This is a genomic window from Mesorhizobium sp. WSM1386 (genome assembly GCF_055901595.1).
The window spans coordinates 2,843,597-2,862,144 of sequence record NZ_CM148373.1 but is presented as its reverse complement, the minus strand read 5'-3'; the positions used below and the strand labels follow the sequence as shown (position 1 = coordinate 2,862,144).

General features: G+C 63.0%; 23 protein-coding genes. 8 read left to right on the top strand and 15 right to left on the bottom strand.

Annotated features, from left to right (window positions below):
* Window positions 1-52 precede the first annotated feature (52 nt).
* The 7 genes from AC0NIH_RS13950 to AC0NIH_RS13920 form a co-directional block, all read right to left on the bottom strand.
* A complete protein-coding gene (locus AC0NIH_RS13950) occupies window positions 53-1,075 on the bottom strand; it encodes a Gfo/Idh/MocA family protein (protein ID WP_023778989.1) in 1,023 nt (340 codons plus the stop codon).
* Window positions 1,072-1,779 carry an N-acetylmannosamine-6-phosphate 2-epimerase gene (locus AC0NIH_RS13945; RefSeq protein ID WP_473467347.1) on the bottom strand — a complete coding sequence of 236 codons (708 nt, stop codon included), beginning with the start codon at window positions 1,777-1,779 and terminating at the stop codon, window positions 1,072-1,074. The genes AC0NIH_RS13950 and AC0NIH_RS13945 overlap by 4 nt, the downstream gene beginning before the upstream one ends.
* 64 nt (window positions 1,780-1,843) lie before the next feature.
* A complete protein-coding gene (locus AC0NIH_RS13940; protein ID WP_473467345.1) occupies window positions 1,844-2,740 on the bottom strand; it encodes an N-acetylmannosamine kinase in 897 nt (298 codons plus the stop codon).
* The gene (locus AC0NIH_RS13935) at window positions 2,724-3,551 is read right to left on the bottom strand and encodes a MurR/RpiR family transcriptional regulator (RefSeq protein ID WP_287274378.1); all 828 of its coding nucleotides are present in this window, start codon (window positions 3,549-3,551) and stop codon (window positions 2,724-2,726) included. Before AC0NIH_RS13935 ends, AC0NIH_RS13940 begins: the two co-directional genes overlap by 17 nt.
* A gap of 15 nt (window positions 3,552-3,566) precedes the next feature.
* Window positions 3,567-4,715 carry a GNAT family N-acetyltransferase gene (locus tag AC0NIH_RS13930; RefSeq protein ID WP_473467344.1) on the bottom strand — a complete coding sequence of 383 codons (1,149 nt, stop codon included), beginning with the start codon at window positions 4,713-4,715 and terminating at the stop codon, window positions 3,567-3,569.
* A 214-nt stretch (window positions 4,716-4,929) separates the two neighbouring features.
* On the bottom strand, window positions 4,930-5,205 hold the full coding sequence (locus AC0NIH_RS13925; RefSeq protein WP_352710582.1) for a hypothetical protein: 276 nt from the start codon (window positions 5,203-5,205) through the stop codon (window positions 4,930-4,932).
* A gap of 177 nt (window positions 5,206-5,382) precedes the next feature.
* Entirely contained in the window at window positions 5,383-5,820 is a 438-nt protein-coding gene (locus tag AC0NIH_RS13920) for an Lrp/AsnC family transcriptional regulator (RefSeq protein WP_013894172.1), read from the bottom strand.
* Between the two features lie 130 nt (window positions 5,821-5,950).
* On the opposite strand from AC0NIH_RS13920, the gene rocF reads away from it, so the two are divergent.
* The 4 genes from rocF to AC0NIH_RS13900 all read left to right on the top strand — a co-directional run bounded on the left by rocF (window position 5,951) and on the right by AC0NIH_RS13900 (window position 9,222).
* Window positions 5,951-6,883: an arginase gene (gene rocF, locus AC0NIH_RS13915; protein ID WP_023766231.1), complete on the top strand. Its 933-nt coding sequence runs from the start codon at window positions 5,951-5,953 to the stop codon at window positions 6,881-6,883.
* A 2-nt stretch (window positions 6,884-6,885) separates the two neighbouring features.
* The gene (locus AC0NIH_RS13910; RefSeq protein WP_473467341.1) at window positions 6,886-7,941 is read left to right on the top strand and encodes an ornithine cyclodeaminase; all 1,056 of its coding nucleotides are present in this window, start codon (window positions 6,886-6,888) and stop codon (window positions 7,939-7,941) included.
* A 123-nt stretch (window positions 7,942-8,064) separates the two neighbouring features.
* Window positions 8,065-9,036, top strand: a complete 972-nt coding sequence (locus AC0NIH_RS13905; RefSeq protein ID WP_287274387.1) for an SDR family oxidoreductase — start codon at window positions 8,065-8,067, stop codon at window positions 9,034-9,036.
* Window positions 9,037-9,075: 39 nt separating this feature from the next.
* Window positions 9,076-9,222: a hypothetical protein gene (locus AC0NIH_RS13900; protein ID WP_287274389.1), complete on the top strand. Its 147-nt coding sequence runs from the start codon at window positions 9,076-9,078 to the stop codon at window positions 9,220-9,222.
* 56 nt (window positions 9,223-9,278) lie between these two features.
* Here AC0NIH_RS13900 and AC0NIH_RS13895 read toward each other — a convergent pair whose 3' ends face one another.
* The 4 genes from AC0NIH_RS13895 to AC0NIH_RS13880 form a co-directional block, all read right to left on the bottom strand.
* Entirely contained in the window at window positions 9,279-9,785 is a 507-nt protein-coding gene (locus tag AC0NIH_RS13895; protein ID WP_013531567.1) for a YciE/YciF ferroxidase family protein, read from the bottom strand.
* Between the two features lie 323 nt (window positions 9,786-10,108).
* On the bottom strand, window positions 10,109-12,388 hold the full coding sequence (locus tag AC0NIH_RS13890) for a xanthine dehydrogenase family protein molybdopterin-binding subunit (RefSeq protein WP_473467339.1): 2,280 nt from the start codon (window positions 12,386-12,388) through the stop codon (window positions 10,109-10,111).
* Between the two features lie 3 nt (window positions 12,389-12,391).
* Window positions 12,392-13,414 (bottom strand): FAD binding domain-containing protein, encoded by a 1,023-nt coding sequence (locus tag AC0NIH_RS13885; RefSeq protein WP_473467337.1) that lies wholly within the window; start codon window positions 13,412-13,414, stop codon window positions 12,392-12,394.
* A 1-nt stretch (window position 13,415) separates the two neighbouring features.
* Window positions 13,416-14,033: a (2Fe-2S)-binding protein gene (locus AC0NIH_RS13880; protein WP_473467335.1), complete on the bottom strand. Its 618-nt coding sequence runs from the start codon at window positions 14,031-14,033 to the stop codon at window positions 13,416-13,418.
* A gap of 196 nt (window positions 14,034-14,229) precedes the next feature.
* On the opposite strand from AC0NIH_RS13880, the gene AC0NIH_RS13875 reads away from it, so the two are divergent.
* Together AC0NIH_RS13875 and AC0NIH_RS13870 are read left to right on the top strand one after the other, a co-directional pair.
* Entirely contained in the window at window positions 14,230-14,547 is a 318-nt protein-coding gene (locus tag AC0NIH_RS13875; protein ID WP_473467333.1) for a plasmid stabilization protein, read from the top strand.
* A gap of 33 nt (window positions 14,548-14,580) precedes the next feature.
* Window positions 14,581-15,024 (top strand): PPC domain-containing DNA-binding protein, encoded by a 444-nt coding sequence (locus AC0NIH_RS13870; protein ID WP_473467331.1) that lies wholly within the window; start codon window positions 14,581-14,583, stop codon window positions 15,022-15,024.
* 41 nt (window positions 15,025-15,065) lie between these two features.
* Here the strand turns inward: AC0NIH_RS13870 and AC0NIH_RS13865 are convergent, their stop codons facing one another.
* Window positions 15,066-15,674: a cysteine hydrolase family protein gene (locus tag AC0NIH_RS13865; protein ID WP_023779003.1), complete on the bottom strand. Its 609-nt coding sequence runs from the start codon at window positions 15,672-15,674 to the stop codon at window positions 15,066-15,068.
* Between the two features lie 204 nt (window positions 15,675-15,878).
* On the opposite strand from AC0NIH_RS13865, the gene AC0NIH_RS13860 reads away from it, so the two are divergent.
* On the top strand, window positions 15,879-16,274 hold the full coding sequence (locus AC0NIH_RS13860; RefSeq protein WP_084018753.1) for a GFA family protein: 396 nt from the start codon (window positions 15,879-15,881) through the stop codon (window positions 16,272-16,274).
* Window positions 16,275-16,409: 135 nt separating this feature from the next.
* Window positions 16,410-16,829 (top strand): HD domain-containing protein, encoded by a 420-nt coding sequence (locus AC0NIH_RS13855; protein ID WP_023766241.1) that lies wholly within the window; start codon window positions 16,410-16,412, stop codon window positions 16,827-16,829.
* Between the two features lie 47 nt (window positions 16,830-16,876).
* On the opposite strand, the gene AC0NIH_RS13850 is transcribed toward AC0NIH_RS13855, so the two are convergent.
* From AC0NIH_RS13850 to AC0NIH_RS13840, 3 genes are all read right to left on the bottom strand, one after another.
* Window positions 16,877-17,305 (bottom strand): DUF427 domain-containing protein, encoded by a 429-nt coding sequence (locus AC0NIH_RS13850; protein WP_473467328.1) that lies wholly within the window; start codon window positions 17,303-17,305, stop codon window positions 16,877-16,879.
* Window positions 17,306-17,444: 139 nt separating this feature from the next.
* Window positions 17,445-18,341, bottom strand: a complete 897-nt coding sequence (locus AC0NIH_RS13845; RefSeq protein ID WP_473467327.1) for an alpha/beta fold hydrolase — start codon at window positions 18,339-18,341, stop codon at window positions 17,445-17,447.
* Complete coding sequence (locus AC0NIH_RS13840) at window positions 18,338-18,520, bottom strand: hypothetical protein (protein WP_473467325.1); 183 nt, start codon at window positions 18,518-18,520, stop codon at window positions 18,338-18,340. The genes AC0NIH_RS13845 and AC0NIH_RS13840 overlap by 4 nt, the downstream gene beginning before the upstream one ends.
* Window positions 18,521-18,548: the final 28 nt, after the last annotated feature.

Genomic DNA, 18,548 nt, shown 5'->3' with positions numbered 1-18,548 from the left:
CCATTGTTGGGCCACTCTGGCCTCGTTTCAAATTCTCTGTGTCGTTCGAGCATCACGCCTGGCCGAGACGCACGATTTCGCCGCTCTGCGCCGACTGCATCATCGCGAGGGTGAGTTCGAGCGAACGAAGGGCATCGCGGCCGCTGGCGATCGGCATGTCGGCCCCGTTCAGCCAGGCAAGCAGGCCGCCGAGTTGGCGCGCCAGGTCGCCGTCGAGACGGCCGTTGACGACAGGCCAATGCTGGGTGTCGATCTCGCGCGATGTTTCGTTGCTGGCGTAGTAGAGGCCGCTGTCGCCGCACTGGACCTCGAACGAGCCTTCGGTGCCGATCAGTTCCATGCGGGCATCGATCATGTGGCGCGCGCCGGCCGGCAGCGACCAGGCGCTTTCGAAATTCACCACCGTGCCGCCGGAGAAGCGTACGATCGCGGCCAGGCTGTCCTGCGTGCCCGACTCGCCAAGCAGAACGTCGGTCTGCTGGGCATAGACCGAAACCGGGTGCTGCCCGTCGAGCATCCACAGCACCATGTCGACGTCGTGCACGGTGACATGCAGCGCCAGCGGCAGCTTGCCGCCATAGCGCTTTGGGCCTTCGGTGCGGGCGCTGTTGCGCCGGGCGTAGATGTGGATCGGCTCGCCGATTTTGCCCGAAGTCATCAATTCCTTGGCCGCCGCATAGCGCGGATCGAAGCGCAGGAGGTAGCCGATGCCGAGTTTGACCTTGGCCGCCTCGCAGGCAGCGATGATGGCTTTGGCATCCTCGATGGTGGAAGAGATCGGCTTCTCGACGAAGATGTTGATGCCGGCCTTGGCCACGGCAACCGCCGGCGCCAGATGCAGGTTGTCGGGCGTGCAGATCGAGACGAGGTCGAGATCGCGTTCGCCCGTCAGCAGCGCCTCATGACTGGGGTAGACCTTGCAACCCGGCGCCTTGGCGGCGACAGCGCCGGCCAGTTCCAGGTTGGGATCGACGATCGCCGCCAGTTCGCAGCCGACCATGTCAGCGAAGATCGCGGCGTGCATGGAGCCCATGAAACCCGCACCGATAACGGCGACGCGGTGGCGCTTGATCATGACTTGTTCCTCTTCAATTGCGGGTCGGCGCTCCACGACGCGACCAGGTCGACGAAGCCGCGGGTTATGGCGTCGGGCCGTGTGATGGCACCGCCGACGACGATGAAGCGCGCGCCGAGCTCAAAGCAGCGGACCGCCTCCTGCGGTGTCCAGATGCGGCCCTCTGCGACGAACGGCAGGCCGGCGCCGGCAAGCTGCCCCATCAGCTGGAAATCCGGCCCGCGCTGCTGGTTGGAATAAGGCGTGTAGCCGGCCATGGTGGTGCTGATCAGCGAGGCGCCGGCATCGATGGCGCGCTTGCCCTCGTCGAGCGTGCTGACATCGCCCATCGACAGGCGCCCCTTGGCAGCAATCGCACCGAACATCGCCTCAAGATCCGTCGGGCGCGGCCGGTTGGTGGCGTCGAGAGCGACGATGTCGGCCCCGGCCTCGATGATCGACGCCACGTTGGCGAGCGCCGGCGTGATGTAGATTTCGGTGTCGGCACGGCGGGCCTTGATCAGCCCGATGATGGGAACGCCGGTGCGGCGGCGGACGGCGTCTATGTTGGCGACCCCCTCGATGCGCACACCCGCCGCGCCGCCAAGGATGACCGACCGGGCAATGGCGGCAATGTGCTCAGGGGCGTCGAGCGGCATGCGGGATTCAGCCTGGCACGAGACGACCAGCATTCCATCGAGCTGAGCGAGCAGATCGCCTTGCACCTGGGGTTTCTCCTTCGAGCGTTACCCCTGCAATCAACCGTGGATGAAACTTTTTGTCAAGAAATTATTTTAGATGAAAATTTCCTTCAGAAAGCAGTGCGGCCCCCAACAGGCCGGCATCGGCGCCCGCCTGCGCTGCGACGATGGGACGTTGGAAGACGGCAGGCAACAGCCGGGAGCGCGCCTCCAGGGCGGCAATGAACCCGTCCGCCAGCCCGACGCCGCCGCCGACCGCGAAGCAGTCGACATCGACGGCCGCCGTCAGATCGGCGAAGCCGTCGACCAGCGCGTTGATGGCGGAGCCGATCACCTCGGCAGCGATCGCATCGCCTTGCCTGGCAGCTGCGAACAGGTCAGGTGCGCCAACCGGACGGCCGAGCCGTTCGCTGCCGAGACGCGCCAGTGCGGTGCCCGACGCGATCGTCTCCAGGCAGCCGCGCCGGCCGCACCCGCACATCGCGCCGCCGGGATCGGACATCATGTGCCCGGCATGGCCGGCAAGTCCCGTCGCGCCGGTCTGCAGGCGGCCATCGATCACCAGGCCGCAACCGATGCCGGTGGAAACGGTGAAAAACGCGAAATTGCGGAAGCCATGGGCGGCGCCAACACAGAATTCGGCCCAGGCGGCCGCCTGGGCATCGTTGACGACGAGTGGCGGCACACCGAGCGCTTTATCAAGTGCTCGGGCCAGCGGGTAGCCGTTCTCGATCGGCAGTGTCTGCGGGTTGAGCGCGGTCAGAGCACCGTCACGAACGATGCCGGTGGTGGCGACGGCGATGGCGTCGAAAGCGTGCTTGGGCGCGAGACCGGCGATCGCCGCGACCAGATCGTCGCCACTGCCCGTCCTCGGCGTTACCGTCTGGCGCCTGTCCAGCAATCGCCCGCCGCGCACTTCGGCGGCGGCGATCTTGGTCCCGCCAATGTCGACGGCGAAGACCGTACGATCAGAAGCTGCGGTCACTCACGACCTCCGCCGTGCGCCCTAGCAGTGCGAGCCGCGCCGGATCCTGCCGCATCATCTCGGCCGCCAGCGCATCGACGATCAAAAGCTGGCTGATCTTCGACGGAAAGGCGCCGCCGGTCAGCGGCGTTTCCGGCCAGGACGCGATCAGGGCGAGATCGCAGGCGGCGACCAGCGGGCTTTTGGAGCGGTTGGATATGCCGATGACGAAGGCACCTTGCGATCGAGCAAGCTCGGCGATCCGCACCGCGTCTATGGTCGATCCCGAACTCGATATGACCACCTGCACGGTGCCCTTCTGCGTGGTTCCCGCCGCCATGACCGCCAGATGCGCGTCGCCAAGCGCGCGGCTGAGCTTGCCGATACGGGTCATCTTGTAGGCGAGGTATTGCGCCGTGATGGCGGATGCGGCGATGCCGAAGCAGTCGACCGCCGTCGCCGCCAGCAGTTGCCGCGCGGCCTTGGCAATGTCTTCCCTGACGATCAGCTGCTCGGTTTCGCGCAGCGAGATGATGGCGGTTTCCACCAGCCGCTGGATGTCATCGGTCGGCAAGCCGATGTCCCGCGCCCGCTCGTCGGTGGCCAACTCCTTGGCCAGCGCCAGCTTGAAGTCCTGGAAGCCGGCAAAACCCTGGTCGCGGCAGAAGCGCATGACGCTGGCCTCCGACGAGGCGGACGCCTCGGCAAGCTCGGTGATGCTCTGGCGCAAAGTGGCGTCCGGCTGCGCCAGCACTGTCTCGGCGACGCGCGCCAGCGCCGGCGTCATGTCTCCAGCCGCCGCCCTCAGCGAGGCGATAAGCGCGTATGTCATGAAAGGTCCTTGTTCCTAGAAATGCTCCGCCACCCAGGGCGGCGGGCCGGCAAACAGCTGATCACACAGACGTATGGCATTCGCATCGCCTGCCACCTGGCCATACTGCGCCAGTTTCGATGCGCTGCGAAAGCCCGTGAAAACCTGCACGAATGCCGAGGCCTGCAGGGCAACGGTCTGATAACCGGCGGTCGCCTCGCGAACCTCGACTGTCCCGCCCCTGATCTCGACCTCCAGCGCCGCGTCCGCCGGCCCGATGCTAAGTGCCAGCCCGATGTCGTCGGCATGGTAACCGCGCTGGCGGAGCGCCGCGGGCGGGTCGAGCACCCGCAACAGCCATTCCTCCTGATGGGCGAGCCGCCAGCCCTTGTCAGGCATCGCCGCCACCAGATCGTCCTGCGGGCCGCCATGCCAGCGCACGATCGGATAGACCGAACGGAATCTGGCCAGGAAGGAAAGTACGCCTTGCGCGGCTTCCGGGGAAGCGGCGTACCAGTCGCGGACATCGAGGCAGGCTTCGTCGCCCATGTCGAGGATCAGATAGGCCGCGTCATCCTCGGCCAGGTAGGCGGCCAGCGCGTCGCTGGGCTTGCGCCGCAACTCGTTCCAGTGCGCCGGACCACGGTGGACCAACCCGGCTTCGCGACCTGCCTTGGCGGCATAAGCCGTGGCAAGGCGCGGATCGTCCGGTTCGACAGGCTCGAAGGCGAGCCTGCTCGCGGCCGGCAGGCTGATCGTCTGTGCCTCATAGACGATCTCATGGCCTGCAAGCTCGAAGCCAGCCTTGCGGTAAACCGGCCGCGTCGAGGCGAACAGCGTGGCGATGGCGGCTCCCTTGCCATGCGCCTCCGCGCACAACGCATCGACGAACGGCACCGCCAGCCCCTGACCGCGACGCTCCGGCGCGATCGCCACATGCGCGATGTTGGTCGCCGGCACCGGCTTGCCATGGAAGACATGCGCCGTATCGAGCAACGCCGCGCAGGCATCCGGACGCCCGCCCTCGCCCCGCAGCAGCCTGAGCGCGCCAAGGCCGACATTGGCGATGTATTCATCGGACCGCGCCTTGCCGAAGCCGAAGGCCCAGCTCAACAAGCGCGCGATTTCAGGCGCATCCTTGGCCGTTGGTGCTTCGACGGCCATAGGTTTGGAGTTTTTTTTCATATTTGCCTCAAAGTTGGCGATTTTCATCATACCTTGAAATCGCCAATGCGCAATGGCCGACAGCCATGCCCACGAAACGGCCGCGGAATTGAGCGGCCGGCCATGGGTCCTGGGGCGATGTTTTATCGTTCAGACGACGTCATGCCGGCCCCGTGTCGGCACCGGACCGGGGCGGCGTTCGCGACGTCCTCGCCGGATTCCCGGCGAAGGCCGTTCATTTCCCGCAATGATGATCGTTGATCTTGTTCGTCGCATTCGCGTCCGGCCCCACCCGGTGATAGGAACATGCGCCGGCGGCGGTGGTGAACAATTGCTGGTCATAATAGCGCGGGCCGCCGAACAGGAAGTCGATGAGATCGTCTTCGGCGGGAACGTAGCGTTCCCGTTCAGCCTGATAATGGCGATGCCTGGCGCCGGCCAATGCCGATGGGGACATGCCGCAACCCATCGCCAGGGCAAGAGCGCAGATCGCAAACCGTTTCGTCGTCATCGCCAACACCCCTCCTGGCCGTTCCGATTCCATCTTACATCCAAAATCGCCACCGCCACAAAAGTTCCGTGCTGGCGGTTTGCCTCGCCGCGATTTGCCGGCCAGGGACCGAACCGCACGGCGCATCAGAAGATCGAAACTGCCCCGGCCTGTTAGGCGACGGACCCGATAGTGTCGCTAAAGCCGGGCCTTGGTGCTGCGGGGCGTGGCAAGCAGCAGGCTCGTCTCGCTGCCGGTAATGCCGGGAACGAGCCGGATGCGTCGCAGGATCGCATCGAAATCGGTAAGGGTGGCCGTATTGAGTTCGACCACAAGGTCCCAGCGACCGTTGGTGGTATGAATGGTCGCGACCTCCGCAAAGCCGCCAAGCGCACGGATGACGCGATCGGCGGCATGGCCTTCGATCTCGATCATCATGATGCCCCTGACCGCCGAACTGATCGCTTCGGCCCGCAGGATCACGGTGTAGCCGATGATCTGTCCCGACTGTTCCAGCCGCTCCATCCGCGCCCTTGCCGTGGCGCGGGAAACGCCGAGATCGCTTGCCAGGTCTGAGATGCTCCGCCGCGCGCTATGGCGCAGCAGCGTGATCAGCTTTTGGTCGAGTGAATCCATTTTTGTCCAATATGGCAGTCTGATTGATCAGAACGATAAGTCTTTTCGGTGGTTTTGCCAATCAGGCCTATTCATTCTGCCGGCCGCATGGGTTTCAACTGGCCTCAGCTTCATTGAGGAGAATGGTCGAGTGGATTGCAAGATCTTGGGTGCGCCGGTGCAGGACGGTGCCGGCCGCATGGGCTGTGAGATGGGGCCGAGCGCCCTGCGGACCGCCGGGCTTGCCGGTGCGCTCCGGGAGCTTGGCCATCAGGTTGCCGACCTCGGCACCATCCTGCCGGCAACCGTGCGGCCGCTCGCCCATGGCAATCTGGCGCTGAAGGCGCTGCCCGAGATTTCGGCCTGGACGGCCGGTATCGCCGAGGCCGCCTATGACGTCAGTGCCGACGCCATGCCGATCTTTCTCGGCGGCGACCATTCGATCTCGGCAGGAACTGTTTCCGGTCTCGCTCGCCGCGCCGCCGAAGCCGGCCGGCCGCTCTTCGTGCTGTGGCTCGACGCGCATCCCGATTTCCATACGCTGGACACCACGGCCAGTGGCAATCTGCACGGTGTTCCGCTCGCCTACGCCAGCGGCCAGCCTGGTTTCGGCGGCTATTTTCCGGACCTGCCGGCGGCGGTCGATCCCAAGCGGATCTGCGCCATGGGCCTGCGCAGCGTCGACCCGGCCGAACGCGAAGCGCTCAACCAGGCAGGCGTGACCGTGCACGACATGCGGGCCATCGACGAACACGGCATCGCGCCGCTGCTGCGTGCGTTCCTGGCGCGTGTGGCGGCGCAAGACGGGCTGCTGCATGTCAGCCTTGATGTCGACTTCCTCGATCCCTCGATCGCTCCTGCGGTCGGCACCACGGTTCCGGGCGGCGCGACCTTGCGCGAGGCGCATCTGGTGATGGAAATGCTGTCCGACAGCGGCCTCGTCTCCAGCCTGGATCTGGTCGAACTGAACCCCTTCCTGGACGAACGCGGCCGCACCGCGACGCTGATGGTCGACCTCACGGCAAGCCTGATGGGCCGCCGCATCATGGACCGCCCCACCCTCAGCCATTCCGGGAGTTTCTGATCATGACCGCCGCAAAGCTGAACATCGTCCCCTTCGTCAGCGTCGACCGCATGATGAAACTGGTGAATGCTATCGGTGTCGAGCGCTTTCTGACCGAGCTCGCCGGCTACATCGAGGAGGACTTCCGCCGCTGGGACCTGTTCGACAAGACGCCGCGCATCGCCTCGCACAGCCATGACGGCGTCATCGAGCTGATGCCGACGAGCGATGGACGCCTCTACGGCTTCAAATATGTCAACGGACATCCGAAGAACATGCGCCAGGGTTTGCAGACGGTCACCGCCTTCGGCGTGCTCGCCGATGTCGGCAGCGGTTACCCGATGCTGCTTACCGAAATGACCATCCTGACCGCACTGCGCACCGCCGCCACATCCGCCGTCGCGGCCAAGTATCTGGCGCCGCAGGGCACCCGCATCATGGCCATCATCGGCAACGGCGCCCAGTCGGAATTCCAGGCGATCGCCTTCAAGGCGCTGGCCGGCATCGACCGGCTGAGGCTCTACGACATCGACCGGCCGGCTTCGCTGAAATGCGCGAAGAACCTTGCCGGCATGGGGTTCGACATCACCATCTGCGAGACCGGGCAGGAAGCGGTTGAAGGTGCCGGCATCATCACGACGGTTACCGCCGACAAGCAGTGCGCCACCATTCTCACCGACAACATGGTCGGCTCCGGCGTCCACATCAACGCCGTCGGCGGCGACTGCCCCGGCAAGACGGAACTGCACAGGGACATCCTGCTGCGCTCCGAGATTTTCGTCGAATTCCCGCCGCAGACGCGCATCGAGGGCGAAATACAGCAGCTTGATCCTGACCATCCGGTGACCGAGCTCTGGCAGGTGATCGCCGCCAGGACCCAAGGCCGCCGCGATGCCAAGCAGATCACGCTGTTCGATTCGGTCGGCTTCGCAATCGAGGATTTTTCGGCGCTGCGCTATGTGCGCGACCAGCTGCAGGCGACCGGCCTCTACGAGGAGCTTGACCTGCTCGCCGACCCCGACGAACCGCGCGACCTGTTCGGCATGCTGCTGAGGGCGGCGATGCAGCCGGCGGCCTGAGGGCAGACACCCCAACATCGTCGGGTTGCAAACGCCGAGGTGTTTGAAGGAATGATACGTCAGCCATAAACCTTTTCGTCCGCTATGCGTTGTTTCTTCTCCAAGCTAGCCAAGGAGACGATGATGCAGATGAAGTCGGAAATAGCCGGCGAAGCGGCAAAGCAGCGCCATATCCAACGTGGCATCGATGCCAAGGACAAGTCGAAAGGCAATGGCAAGCAGCAAGGGGCCATGCAGGCTGGCGCCCGCGAATATCCCGAGCCGCCCTTCCCCGAACAGCACCAGCCGAAACCGGGACATGAATGGGCGATAGAGCCGGCGCCGCTGTACGATGCGCCGTACTATCTCGGATCGAAAAAACTCGACGGCAAAGTAGCGCTCATCACGGGCGGCGATTCCGGCATTGGCCGTTCGGTGGCGGTGTTGTTCGCCCGCGAGGGCGCCGACGTCGCGATCGTCTATCTGGCCGAGGACAAGGATGCAAAAGAGACCAAATCCGCAGTGGAGAAGGAAGGCGGACGCTGCGTTCTGGTCAAGGCCGACGTCAGCGATCGCGATCACTGCCGCAACGCGGTGGCCCAGATCGTGAAGGAATTTGGCCGCATCGATGTGCTGGTCAACAATGCAGCTTTCCAAATCCACTCCAGCGATTTCGGCGAGCTGACCGAGGAGCATTTCGACACGACGCTGAAGACAAATCTCTATGGCTATTTTCATATGGCGCAGGAAGCCGTGCCGCACATGAAGCCCGGTTCGGCGATCATCAACACCGGATCGGTAACCGGCATCGACGGCTCAAAGCAGCTGGTCGACTATTCGATGACCAAGGGCGGCATCCATGCCTTCACACGGGCTCTCTCGGGCAGTCTCATCGGCAAGGGCATAAGGGTGAACGCGGTAGCACCGGGTCCGGTGTGGACGCCGCTCAATCCCTCGGACAAAGAGGCGGAAGATGTCTCCAAATTCGGCGCGGACACGCCAATGAAACGACCGGCGCAACCGGAAGAACTCGCGCCGGCCTATGTCTTTCTCGCTTCGCCGCAATGCTCCAGCTACATCACCGGCGAGATTTTGCCGGTGGTCGGGGGTTACTGAGGCTGTTGAAGCGAAACGTATGAGCAAGGAGCAGGATGAATGGCCCGTCTGCTTTTCACAGTGGCGCTAGCTTATGGGGCGTACCGCATCTACGCGGAAACGACGGCAGCCCGACATGTGCCGCAGGATGAACGCGAGGCATTGCGCAAGCAATCGGCGGCCCTGGGTGTCGACCCGCCTCGCTGAGATTGCTTAACTAGCGGCTGGCCGGCGCATCTGCCGGCCAGCCGACAGGAGCAGCCTTATTCCGCCGCCTGCAGGTTGATCTTGCTTTCCGCCATTTCGGTGAGCTTGCGGTCGGTCGCCTGTTCTTCCTTGAGGTTCTTGGCCAGCACGTTGGCGCAGTCGGTGCGGCCAAGCTGCTTGGCCCAGGCGATGAGCGTGCCATAGCGTGTCATCTCGTAGTGCTCGACGGCCTGTGCCGATGCAATCAGCGCCGCATCGAGGACTTCCTTGTCGTCGACGTCGCCACTGACATCGTCGGCTTCCTCGAGAATGCCGTCGATAGCCGGGCAATTGACCTCCTTGGCCTTGACGCCATGCAATTCGAACACCTGTTCGACACGCTCGACATGGCCTCTTGTCTGGTCGAGGTGTTTTTCAAATCCGGCTTTCAGTTGCGGGTCGGTTGCCTTGTCAATCATCTTCGGCAGCGCTTTCTCAATCTGCTTTTCGGCGTAGTAGATGTCGCGCAGCGTGTGCACGAAGAGATCGTCGAGTGTCTTGATGTCCTTCGAAAAGAAGCCCATGGCCTTGCCTTTCATTGTACTCGCGTTGAAGATTTCAGTGGCGGGTTGCCCGCCGCCTGCGAAGGCCGGGATCGGGTCCCGGCTTGTCTGGTCAACGTACCGGTACGGGAGGAGTTCCTGATTTTCGGGGGCAAACCGCAACCCCTTTCCGACGGCCTGGGATGCCATCGAGGGGGAGCCTGGCGTCGACCACGCGTCCTGAAAGAGCGCGAACTACCAAGGGAAAGGCTGTCCACAGGGGGAGCCGCGGGTAGGTGTTCAACGCCATGCGTCGCAGTGATACGCCCGTCACTGCATCGGAAGAACACCGCCAAAACGACGTGTCAGACGATCAGATGTTCGATCCTGATCGGCAGATCGCGGATACGCTTGCCGGTGGCATGGTAGACCGCACTTGCCACGGCGGCAGCCGTTCCAACATTGCCGAGCTCGCCCAATCCCTTGACGCCGGCAGGATTGACCTCACGGTCGACTTCCGGGACCAGGATCACGTCGACCTGCTTGATGTCGGCGTTGACCGGCACCAGATAGTCCTGCAGGTCGCGGTTGACGTAGCGCGCCGTGCGTTGGTCGATCTCCGTTGCCTCGTGCAGGGCCTGGCCAATGCCCCAGATCATGCCGCCCATCAGCTGGCTGCGCGCGGTACGCGTGTTCATGATCCGCCCGGCGGCGAAGGCACCGACCATGCGCGGCACTCTGATTTCATGGGTATGGCGGTTGATGCGCACTTCGACGAATTCGGCGCCGAAGGCATATTTCACCGAATCCTCATCGCCTTCTCCTCCATGGAATTCCGGCTGTCCGGCATAGAGCTTGTTCAATGCTTCCGGTGAGGCGCCCTTAGGTGCAAACTCGGCATATTCCTCGATGGCGCCGACCTGCATGGCCTTGAAGACATCGGCGAGCTTCGCCGATTTGCCGGTTTCGGCGACGATCTTTCCATCGGCCATATTCAGCTTCGCGTTGCCTGAGCCGGCCAGAGGCCCATCCTTGCCAGCTGCCGCCGTGAACAGTTTCTCGCGAACGGCATCGCAAGCCTTCATGACCGCCGAGCAGACACTGGCCGTCGAGATCGATCCGCCTGACACGGGAGCCGGCGGCAAGGCACTGTCGCCCATCTCGACGCTGATCTTGTCCATGCCGACCCCCAGCCTTTCGGCCGCCATCTGGCCGGCGATGGTGCGAACGCCGGTGCCGATTTCATGCGAGCCGCACTGGACCCGAACCTCGCCATCGGCGGTGAGACGAACCCTGGCCGCGCAGGGTGCGGCGGCTGTCGGATAGATCGCCGTCGCGCAGCCCATGCCGACCAGCCAGTCGCCGTCACGCATCGAGCCGGCCTTGGGCTCGCGTTTCGCCCAGCCGAAGGCCTCCGCGGCCTGATCGTAGCACTTGATGAGCGAACGGCTGGAAAATGGCTTGCCGCCGATCGGTTCCTTCTGCGGCTCGTTGATGCGGCGGAACTCGACGGGATCCATGCCGAGCGCAACGGCCATTTCGTCCATGGCATTCTCTAGCGCATAAACGTAAGGCGTCTCCGGCGGCGACCGCATGTATCCAGGCGTATTGCGGTCGGCGTGGACCAATGAAACCTGCGTCAGGACGGAGCCGTAGTCGTACATGCGGGCGGTGGCGGACGTGCCGCCGACGACATAAGGGTCAGGGCGTGACGTCACCTCCCAGCCCTCATGTCCGAACGCCGTGATGCGGCCGTCCTTGCCGGCGCCCATGCGGATTCGATGCCGCGTCTCGGCGCGATAGGTCTGTGTGCCGAAGGCCTGCATGCGGCTGACGACGCAGCGGACGGGACGGCCGATCCGCTGCGCGGCAATGGCAACGATCGCCGTGCGCGCCGTCATCGGTCCCTTCGAGCCGAAGGCCCCGCCTATATAGGGGCTGATGATCCGCACATTGGCCGGATCGAGCTTCAGTTGGCGCGCCAGCTCCACCTTCCATCCGGTCACGTTCTGGGAAGGTTCGTGTATGGTCAGTTGGTCGCCTTGCCACATGGCCGTGGTCGAAAACAGTTCGATCGGGTTGTGGTGCTGGGTCGGAGTCGAGTATTTCTGGTCGATCTTCACAGCCGCGTTTGCCCAAGCGGCGTCGAAGTCGCCGGCCTTGGCATCTTCCTTGAACATCGGGTTTTTGCCTGCCGCAGGCTCCATCTTCGTGCCCTTCGAATCGAAGCTGGCGCTGGGCGGTTCGTCCTCATAGTCGGCGCGGATCAACATCGCTGCTTCCTCGGCCGCCTCGAATGTCTCGGCAACGACCAGAGCGATGATCTGGCCGTCGTGGAAAATCGTCTTGTCGTGCAAAGGCCCGATCGAACTCGCGCCGGTGTTGCCGAACTTCGGCGTCTCGGTCTTGTCCATGTCGCCGTAGCTGACGATGTCCAGCACACCGGGCACCGCCCTGGCGTCTTTCGTGTGGAGCGCGGAAACCTTGCCCCGGGCGACAGTGCTGGTGGCAAGGGCGCCATAAGCGACGTTGGCCGTGGCGATGTCGGCCGGATAGCTTGCCTGTCCGGTAACCTTCAGACGGGCGTCGATACGGACAACCGGATCGCCCTGATTTTCCTTGGGAGCGGGTGCAGCTTGGTTCATGGCTCAGACCTTCATGTCCCGGGTTTCGAGCAGCGCTCGCACCAGCGTGCGCTTGCCGAGCGGTATCTTGAAAGCGTTGTGTTCTCGCGGTCTGGCGTCGGCGAAAGCGACATCGGCAGCCTTCTGCGCCGCGGCTTCATCGAGCACCTTGCCTTGCAGCGCGTTTTCCGCCGCGCTTGCACGCCACGGCACGGTCGCGACACCGCCGAGTGCGACGCGCGCGCCTCTTACCGTGTCGCCATCCATGTCGAGGGCGACCGCTGCCGATGCCAGCGCAAACGCGTAGGATTCGCGATCGCGTATCTTCAGATAGCGCGACCGGCCGCTCCACTGTGCGAGCGGCACTTCGATGGCGGTGATCAGTTCGTCGGCGGCAAGATCCGTCTCGATGTTGGGCGTCTCTCCCGGCGGCCGATGCAGCTTGGCAAAGGCAAGGGTACGCTTGCCTCGCTCGCCTTCGATATCGACAGAAGCATCGAGCGCTATCAGCGCCTGTGCGAAATCGCCATGGTAGGTGGCAATGCAGGCATCGCTGGTACCGAGAACGGCATGCTGGCGGTTGAACCCTTCCATCGCGGCACAGCCGGAGCCGGGTTCACGCTTGTTGCAGGGCCATGACATCTCGCGGAAATACTCACAGCGCGTGCGTTGCAGCACATTGCCGGCAAGGCTCGCCATGTTGCGAAGCTGGCCGCTGGCGGCCAACTTCAGGCTGTCGGCAAGCAGCGGGCAACGACGCCTGACGTCTTTGTTGTCGGCAGCTTCCCCCATCCGGACCAACGCCCCGAAGCGGATGGCGTCATTGCCGATCCTGACCTGCCGCAAGGCCGGCTCGGCAAGCGTGTTGAGGTCAAGCAATCGCTCTGGCCGCGCAACGCCAAGCTTCATGTAGTCGGCCAGGTTGGTGCCGCCGGCAATAAACTGCGCGTCGGCTTCGGTCGGCGGAATATGTCGTGCATCCCGACGAGACGCCATGGTGACCGCTGCGGAGACGCTGCTTGGTCTTTCATAAACGAAGGGGTGCATCCTAGGCCCTCCTGATCTCGTCGCGCGCCTGGACGATCGCCGCAACGATGTTCGGGTAGGCAGCGCAGCGGCAGAGATTGCCGCTCATATATTCGCGAATATCATCTTCCGACCCGGCATGGCCCTCGTCGATACAGCCGATGGCGGACATGATCTGGCCCGGTGTGCAGTATCCGCACTGAAAGGCGTCATGGTCGACAAAGGCCTGCTGCACCGGATGGAGTTCTCCATCCGTCGAAGCCAGGCCTTCCACCGTGGTGATCTCGCGGCCGTGGTTCATCACGGCGAAGCTCAGGCAGGAGAGCACCCGCTTTCCGTCGACCAGAACGGTGCAGGCGCCACACTGGCCGTGATCGCAACCTTTCTTGGTGCCGGTCAGGCCGACATGATCGCGAAGAGCGTCTAGCAGGCTCGTCCGATTGTCGAGGGCGAGGTTATAGGCCTGTTTGTTGATCCGCATGGAAACCGCCGACAGGTCGCGGGGCTTCGCCGGTTTTGCGGACGCTGGCTGGGCTGCTCTTGTCGGGGAGGTCGCGAGCGGCATCGCCGCTGCCGCCGAAACAGAGGCTGTCATGAACATGCGTCTGCTCAGGCCATTGGAAATCTTGGCATCGGACATGGCTGGCTCCTGGCTGGCTGGGTCTCAAGCGAACCAAACCACCCGTCCAGCACAATGTTCCCTCCTCACGTGGCTGTGACTGACTTTCTGTCGTGCCGCATCAGGTCTCATAATGGCGGCTTAAATGTCCCCGGCGCTGGAACTCACCCACCGTCTTTTCGTTCAGGCTTAATCCCATCAGACAGGAGAAACCGTCATGCCACGCGGCGAGAAATCGAAATACACCGACAAGCAGGAGCGCAAGGCCGACCACATAGCCGAAGGCTATGAGAAGCGCGGGGTTTCCGAAAAGGAAGCCGAGCGGCGTGCGTGGGCGACCGTCAACAAGGACGATGGCGGCGGCAAGAAGGAAGGCGGCTCTGGCCGCGGCAAGCATACGGGTAACCCGGCAGCGCATAAGGGCGGCAAGACCGGCGGCAAGGCGTCGGCGTCGCGGTCCGCCGCAAGCCGATCGGAATCGGCGAAGAAGGCCGCGGCAACCCGCAAGCGGAACGCCGAACACCACGCTCATTGAAGGGGGGAGCAGACTGATGTCCGGAGAACAACCATGAAATCACGGCTCGTCAACGAAATCAGTGGCCAACGGACATTTGTCATCGTGCTCGACCCCGGCGAGGAAGCATTCACGGCCCTTACGGATTTCGCGGCTGACCGGAAAGTCGACGGCGCTTCCCTGACCGCGATCGGCGCTTTCGAAAGAGCCACGGTGGGCTGGTTTGATCCGGATGCAAAAACCTACCGCAAGATTCCGATCGACGAACAATGCGAAGTGTTGAGCGCGATCGGCGATGTTGCGCTTGGCGACGATGGCAAGCCCAGCCTACACGTTCATGCGGTGCTCGGATTGAGCGACGGCACCACCCGGGGCGGACATTTGCTTGACGGCATCGTTCGGCCGACGCTTGAAATCACGTTGGTGGAAGCGCCCGGCCATCTGCGCCGCAGCAAGCGCCCCGGACTGGGCGTTGCCTTGATCGATCTGGATGCTTGAGCCTCAAACCCGACTCGACAGAGCTGGTTCAGCAGGCGGCTTCAAATCCAGCTGGAGAGAAGCGTCTCCATCTCGATCGTCTCGACCTGCTGCGCGAAGCGTTGGTGATAGACGGTCAGCAGCGCGTCATGAGTTGCGTCTGAAGAACTGCATAGCGCGTCCGTGACGAGGACGACGCGATAGCCGAAATCGATGGCCCCCAAAACAGTGGCCAGAACGCACACATCTGTTTCGCCACCCGTGATAACCAGCGTGTCGATGTCGCGCTCCACCAGAAGGGCCCTGAGGCGCCCTTCGAACCAGGGCGAGTAGATGTGCTTGTCGATGATTGTCGCCGGCGGGCAATAACCGGCCAATGTCGGCAACAGTTCAGTCATTTCGGGCCCGATGGACTCGATCGTCATCGAAGCCCAGCGCTCGTAATAGCGCCTCCAGGTACCGACGCCCTGCCCCGGCTTACGGGCGGGCAGGAACCGCGTAAAGACCGTCTGTGGCGCGCGTCTTTCGACCAGCCTCTCGATCTGCGGGAGAACCCGGGTGATCCAGGGTGTTGCCCATTGAGACGGCTCGGCAAACAGCCGCTGCATGTCCACGCAGATATGCATGCATCTGTCGCCAAGAGAACCGTATGCCAGGCCCGGCATCGACATCAGCGCGCCTCCAAGAGGCAGTAGTATGTGTCCACGACACCTCTCCCATTGCCAGCAAGAAACGCAACGCCACGCGCCGCGACTGGTTCCTGAGACGGCACAGGAACCGGCGCAAATGACTGGCGTTTCCGCTGAGACGGATGGAGATGCTCGCATGAGACCACGCGACACGTTGGGAGGCAGTAAATCAGGCGGGACGCCAAGATGGAGCTAAGCGGAGGATGTCTGTGCGGCACGATTCGCTTTTGCGTCGGAAGCGAACCGAGAGTGCATTACTGCCATTGTGATATGTGTCGGCGGGCGACCGGCAGTGCTTTCGCGGTTCTGGCCTGGGTGCCTTCTCAAAGCGTGAGCTGGATCAATGAGGCGCCAACCTATCGCTGGTCTTCACCGATCGCCCGGCGGGGGTTTTGCTCCGCCTGCGGATCTCCGCTCAGCCTCGCCTATGATGCATCGCCTGGCGAGATCGCACTGCATGTTGGGACGTTCGACGATCCGGCTCGACTGGAGCCGCGCTACAACTATGGGTCGAGGCAGCGACTTGGCTGGGTCTGCTGTGGAATAGACCTGCCGCACCACGATGCCGAGGAACGATGGTAAGGACGCAGTGGAGGTGGAACTGCACTCTAAAGAAAATCGGCTCGCCCCTGGAACAACAATCTCGGCAACCAATTTGAAACTGAGTTGCAATGCCGCTGTCGCTGGACATGCCCGCGAGCGGCCAGGACAGGCAAGATGAGCATTTTCTACCGTGCCGCCAAGATTGCGGAAGAGGTCCATGCATCGCAGAGTGACAAGACCGGGCAGCCCTATATCGAACACTGCCGGCGTGTCGTCGACGCTGTCGAAACGATGGACCAGAAGGTCGTCGCCTATCTTCATGACGTCGTGGAAAAGGGCGAGGGCTGGAGCCGGACCAGGCTGGAAGAGGCTGGCTTTGGCCCGACCATTGCTTCTGCTGTCGATGCCATGTCGCGCAGGGACGGCGAGGATTATTTCGCCTTCGTGCGGCGAGCTGCCTCGAACCCGTTGGCGCTGCCGGTGAAGCGCGCCGATCTGGAGGACAATATCTGGCAGTCGCGGCAGGTTGGGGCACCGGCTGCCAAATATGAAGAGGCTCTGCGCATCCTCGATGAGGAGTTCTCGAGGCCTTAGCAGTGGTTCCGGTGTCGCCTCGCCCAAACTTCAGGTGTCCGCGGCATTTATTCCGTGACATGGGGCGTGTGCCGCTTGTCCTCCGCGGGTTCGACATCGATCCGTGCCTTTTGCGGATCGAACGTGCCATGACGCGCAATGGCCCGCGCGGCGGTATCCGGCGTTTCGTATGCCCACATGAAATCGTCGGCCGAGCTGCCCACGGCATGGACGCGCCAATAACTCGCAGTTCCCTTAGGCGGGCTCTCGCTTGTCGTATTCGTCTTTTCGAACAGGTCGAAATAGATGTCCTCGAAAGGGATATAGAACACGGGCTCATGTCCTTCTTCCCGCGCCACTTTCGCCCGTTCCGTCGCAGCGACTATGGCGTCGGAAAATCGTACCGTCACCGTTCCGGCAAACGGCTCTATGGCCAATTGGCCAGCATGGTGTGTTGAATCAGCATGGCGTCCTGAAATTGCACCCGAAGCTTGCATCTGAATTCTCCTGACTGCCGGTTGATGACGGGCGGATTGATGGCGGGATGGCGTTCCGGTTTCGCGATCCGTGAAAACGAAATGCACGCCGGTGGAGTGAGGTTCCGCTCCGCCAAGAAAGGCTGAGCGGCGGCGGTGCCTATTGCTTGCCGTGGCTGTCGAGGAAATTCACCAACAGCCGCGAAACCTCTTGCGGAGCTTCACGCGTCGGGAAATGCCCGACGGCATCCAGTACCAACCGCTTGTAGGACGCGGTGAAATGCCCCTCCAACCCCTCGGAAGATCGAGGCAACACCACGCGGTCATCGCCGCCATGAAGCGTCAGGGTTGGCACGGTGATGATCTTGACCGATGTCGACCGACGGGCGAGTTCGGCATAGCGAGGATCGGGCTCGGCTTCTTCCCACCGGACCCGATAGGAATGCAGCGTGACTTCAGCCCAATCCGGGTTTTCGAAGGATTTAGCCACTTCATCGAAGATGGCATCGTCGAACCAGCCCAATGGGCTCCAGGTATCCCACTGGAATCTGGCGAATTCCTTGCGGTTCTTTCGCACGAACTCGGCGCCGCGCTCCGTCGCCATGAACCATTGATACCAGAATGCTTTCGCTTGTTCGGGTGATGGCGTCACCAGCTTGCCCGGTTGCCAGCCGAGCGACAACGCGGCGCAGCATTTGATGCGGTCCGGGAAAGCCGACGCCAGCAGGTAGGCGATACGGGCGCCCCAATCGTGGCCGACAATTGCAAAGCGGCTGAGGCCGAGCGCATCGGCGAAGTCCAGCACATCCTGCGCCATCGCCGTGATCTCGCCCGAGCGCATGGTTTCCTTCGACAGAAACGATGTCGATCCACAGCCTCGCAGCCAGGGCGAAAATGTCCGAAAGCCGGCCTCATGAAGGGCCGGCGAAATGCGCGCATAAGTGGTCGCGTCGTCGGGCCAGCCATGCAGCAGAACGACTGGAGCACCGTCCTTCGATCCACCGCTGAGATACGCGATGCGCAGCAGAGGGGTATCGCAATACGAAATGGAGTTCATTGGTTCGGCACTGTCGCCGGCTGGTCGCCGCCAGTCGTGGACTTGGGCCTGGCGTCCTGGTCGACCTGCGGGTTCTTGTTGATGGCGTCGGTGTTGGCTTTCATCGGTTCGGTGTTGTTGTCGCATGCGCCGAGCGCAAGGGCGGCGGCCAACACCAGAAATGACAGAGGACTCCTCATGGCAATCTCCTCGGCTGATAATGGACAA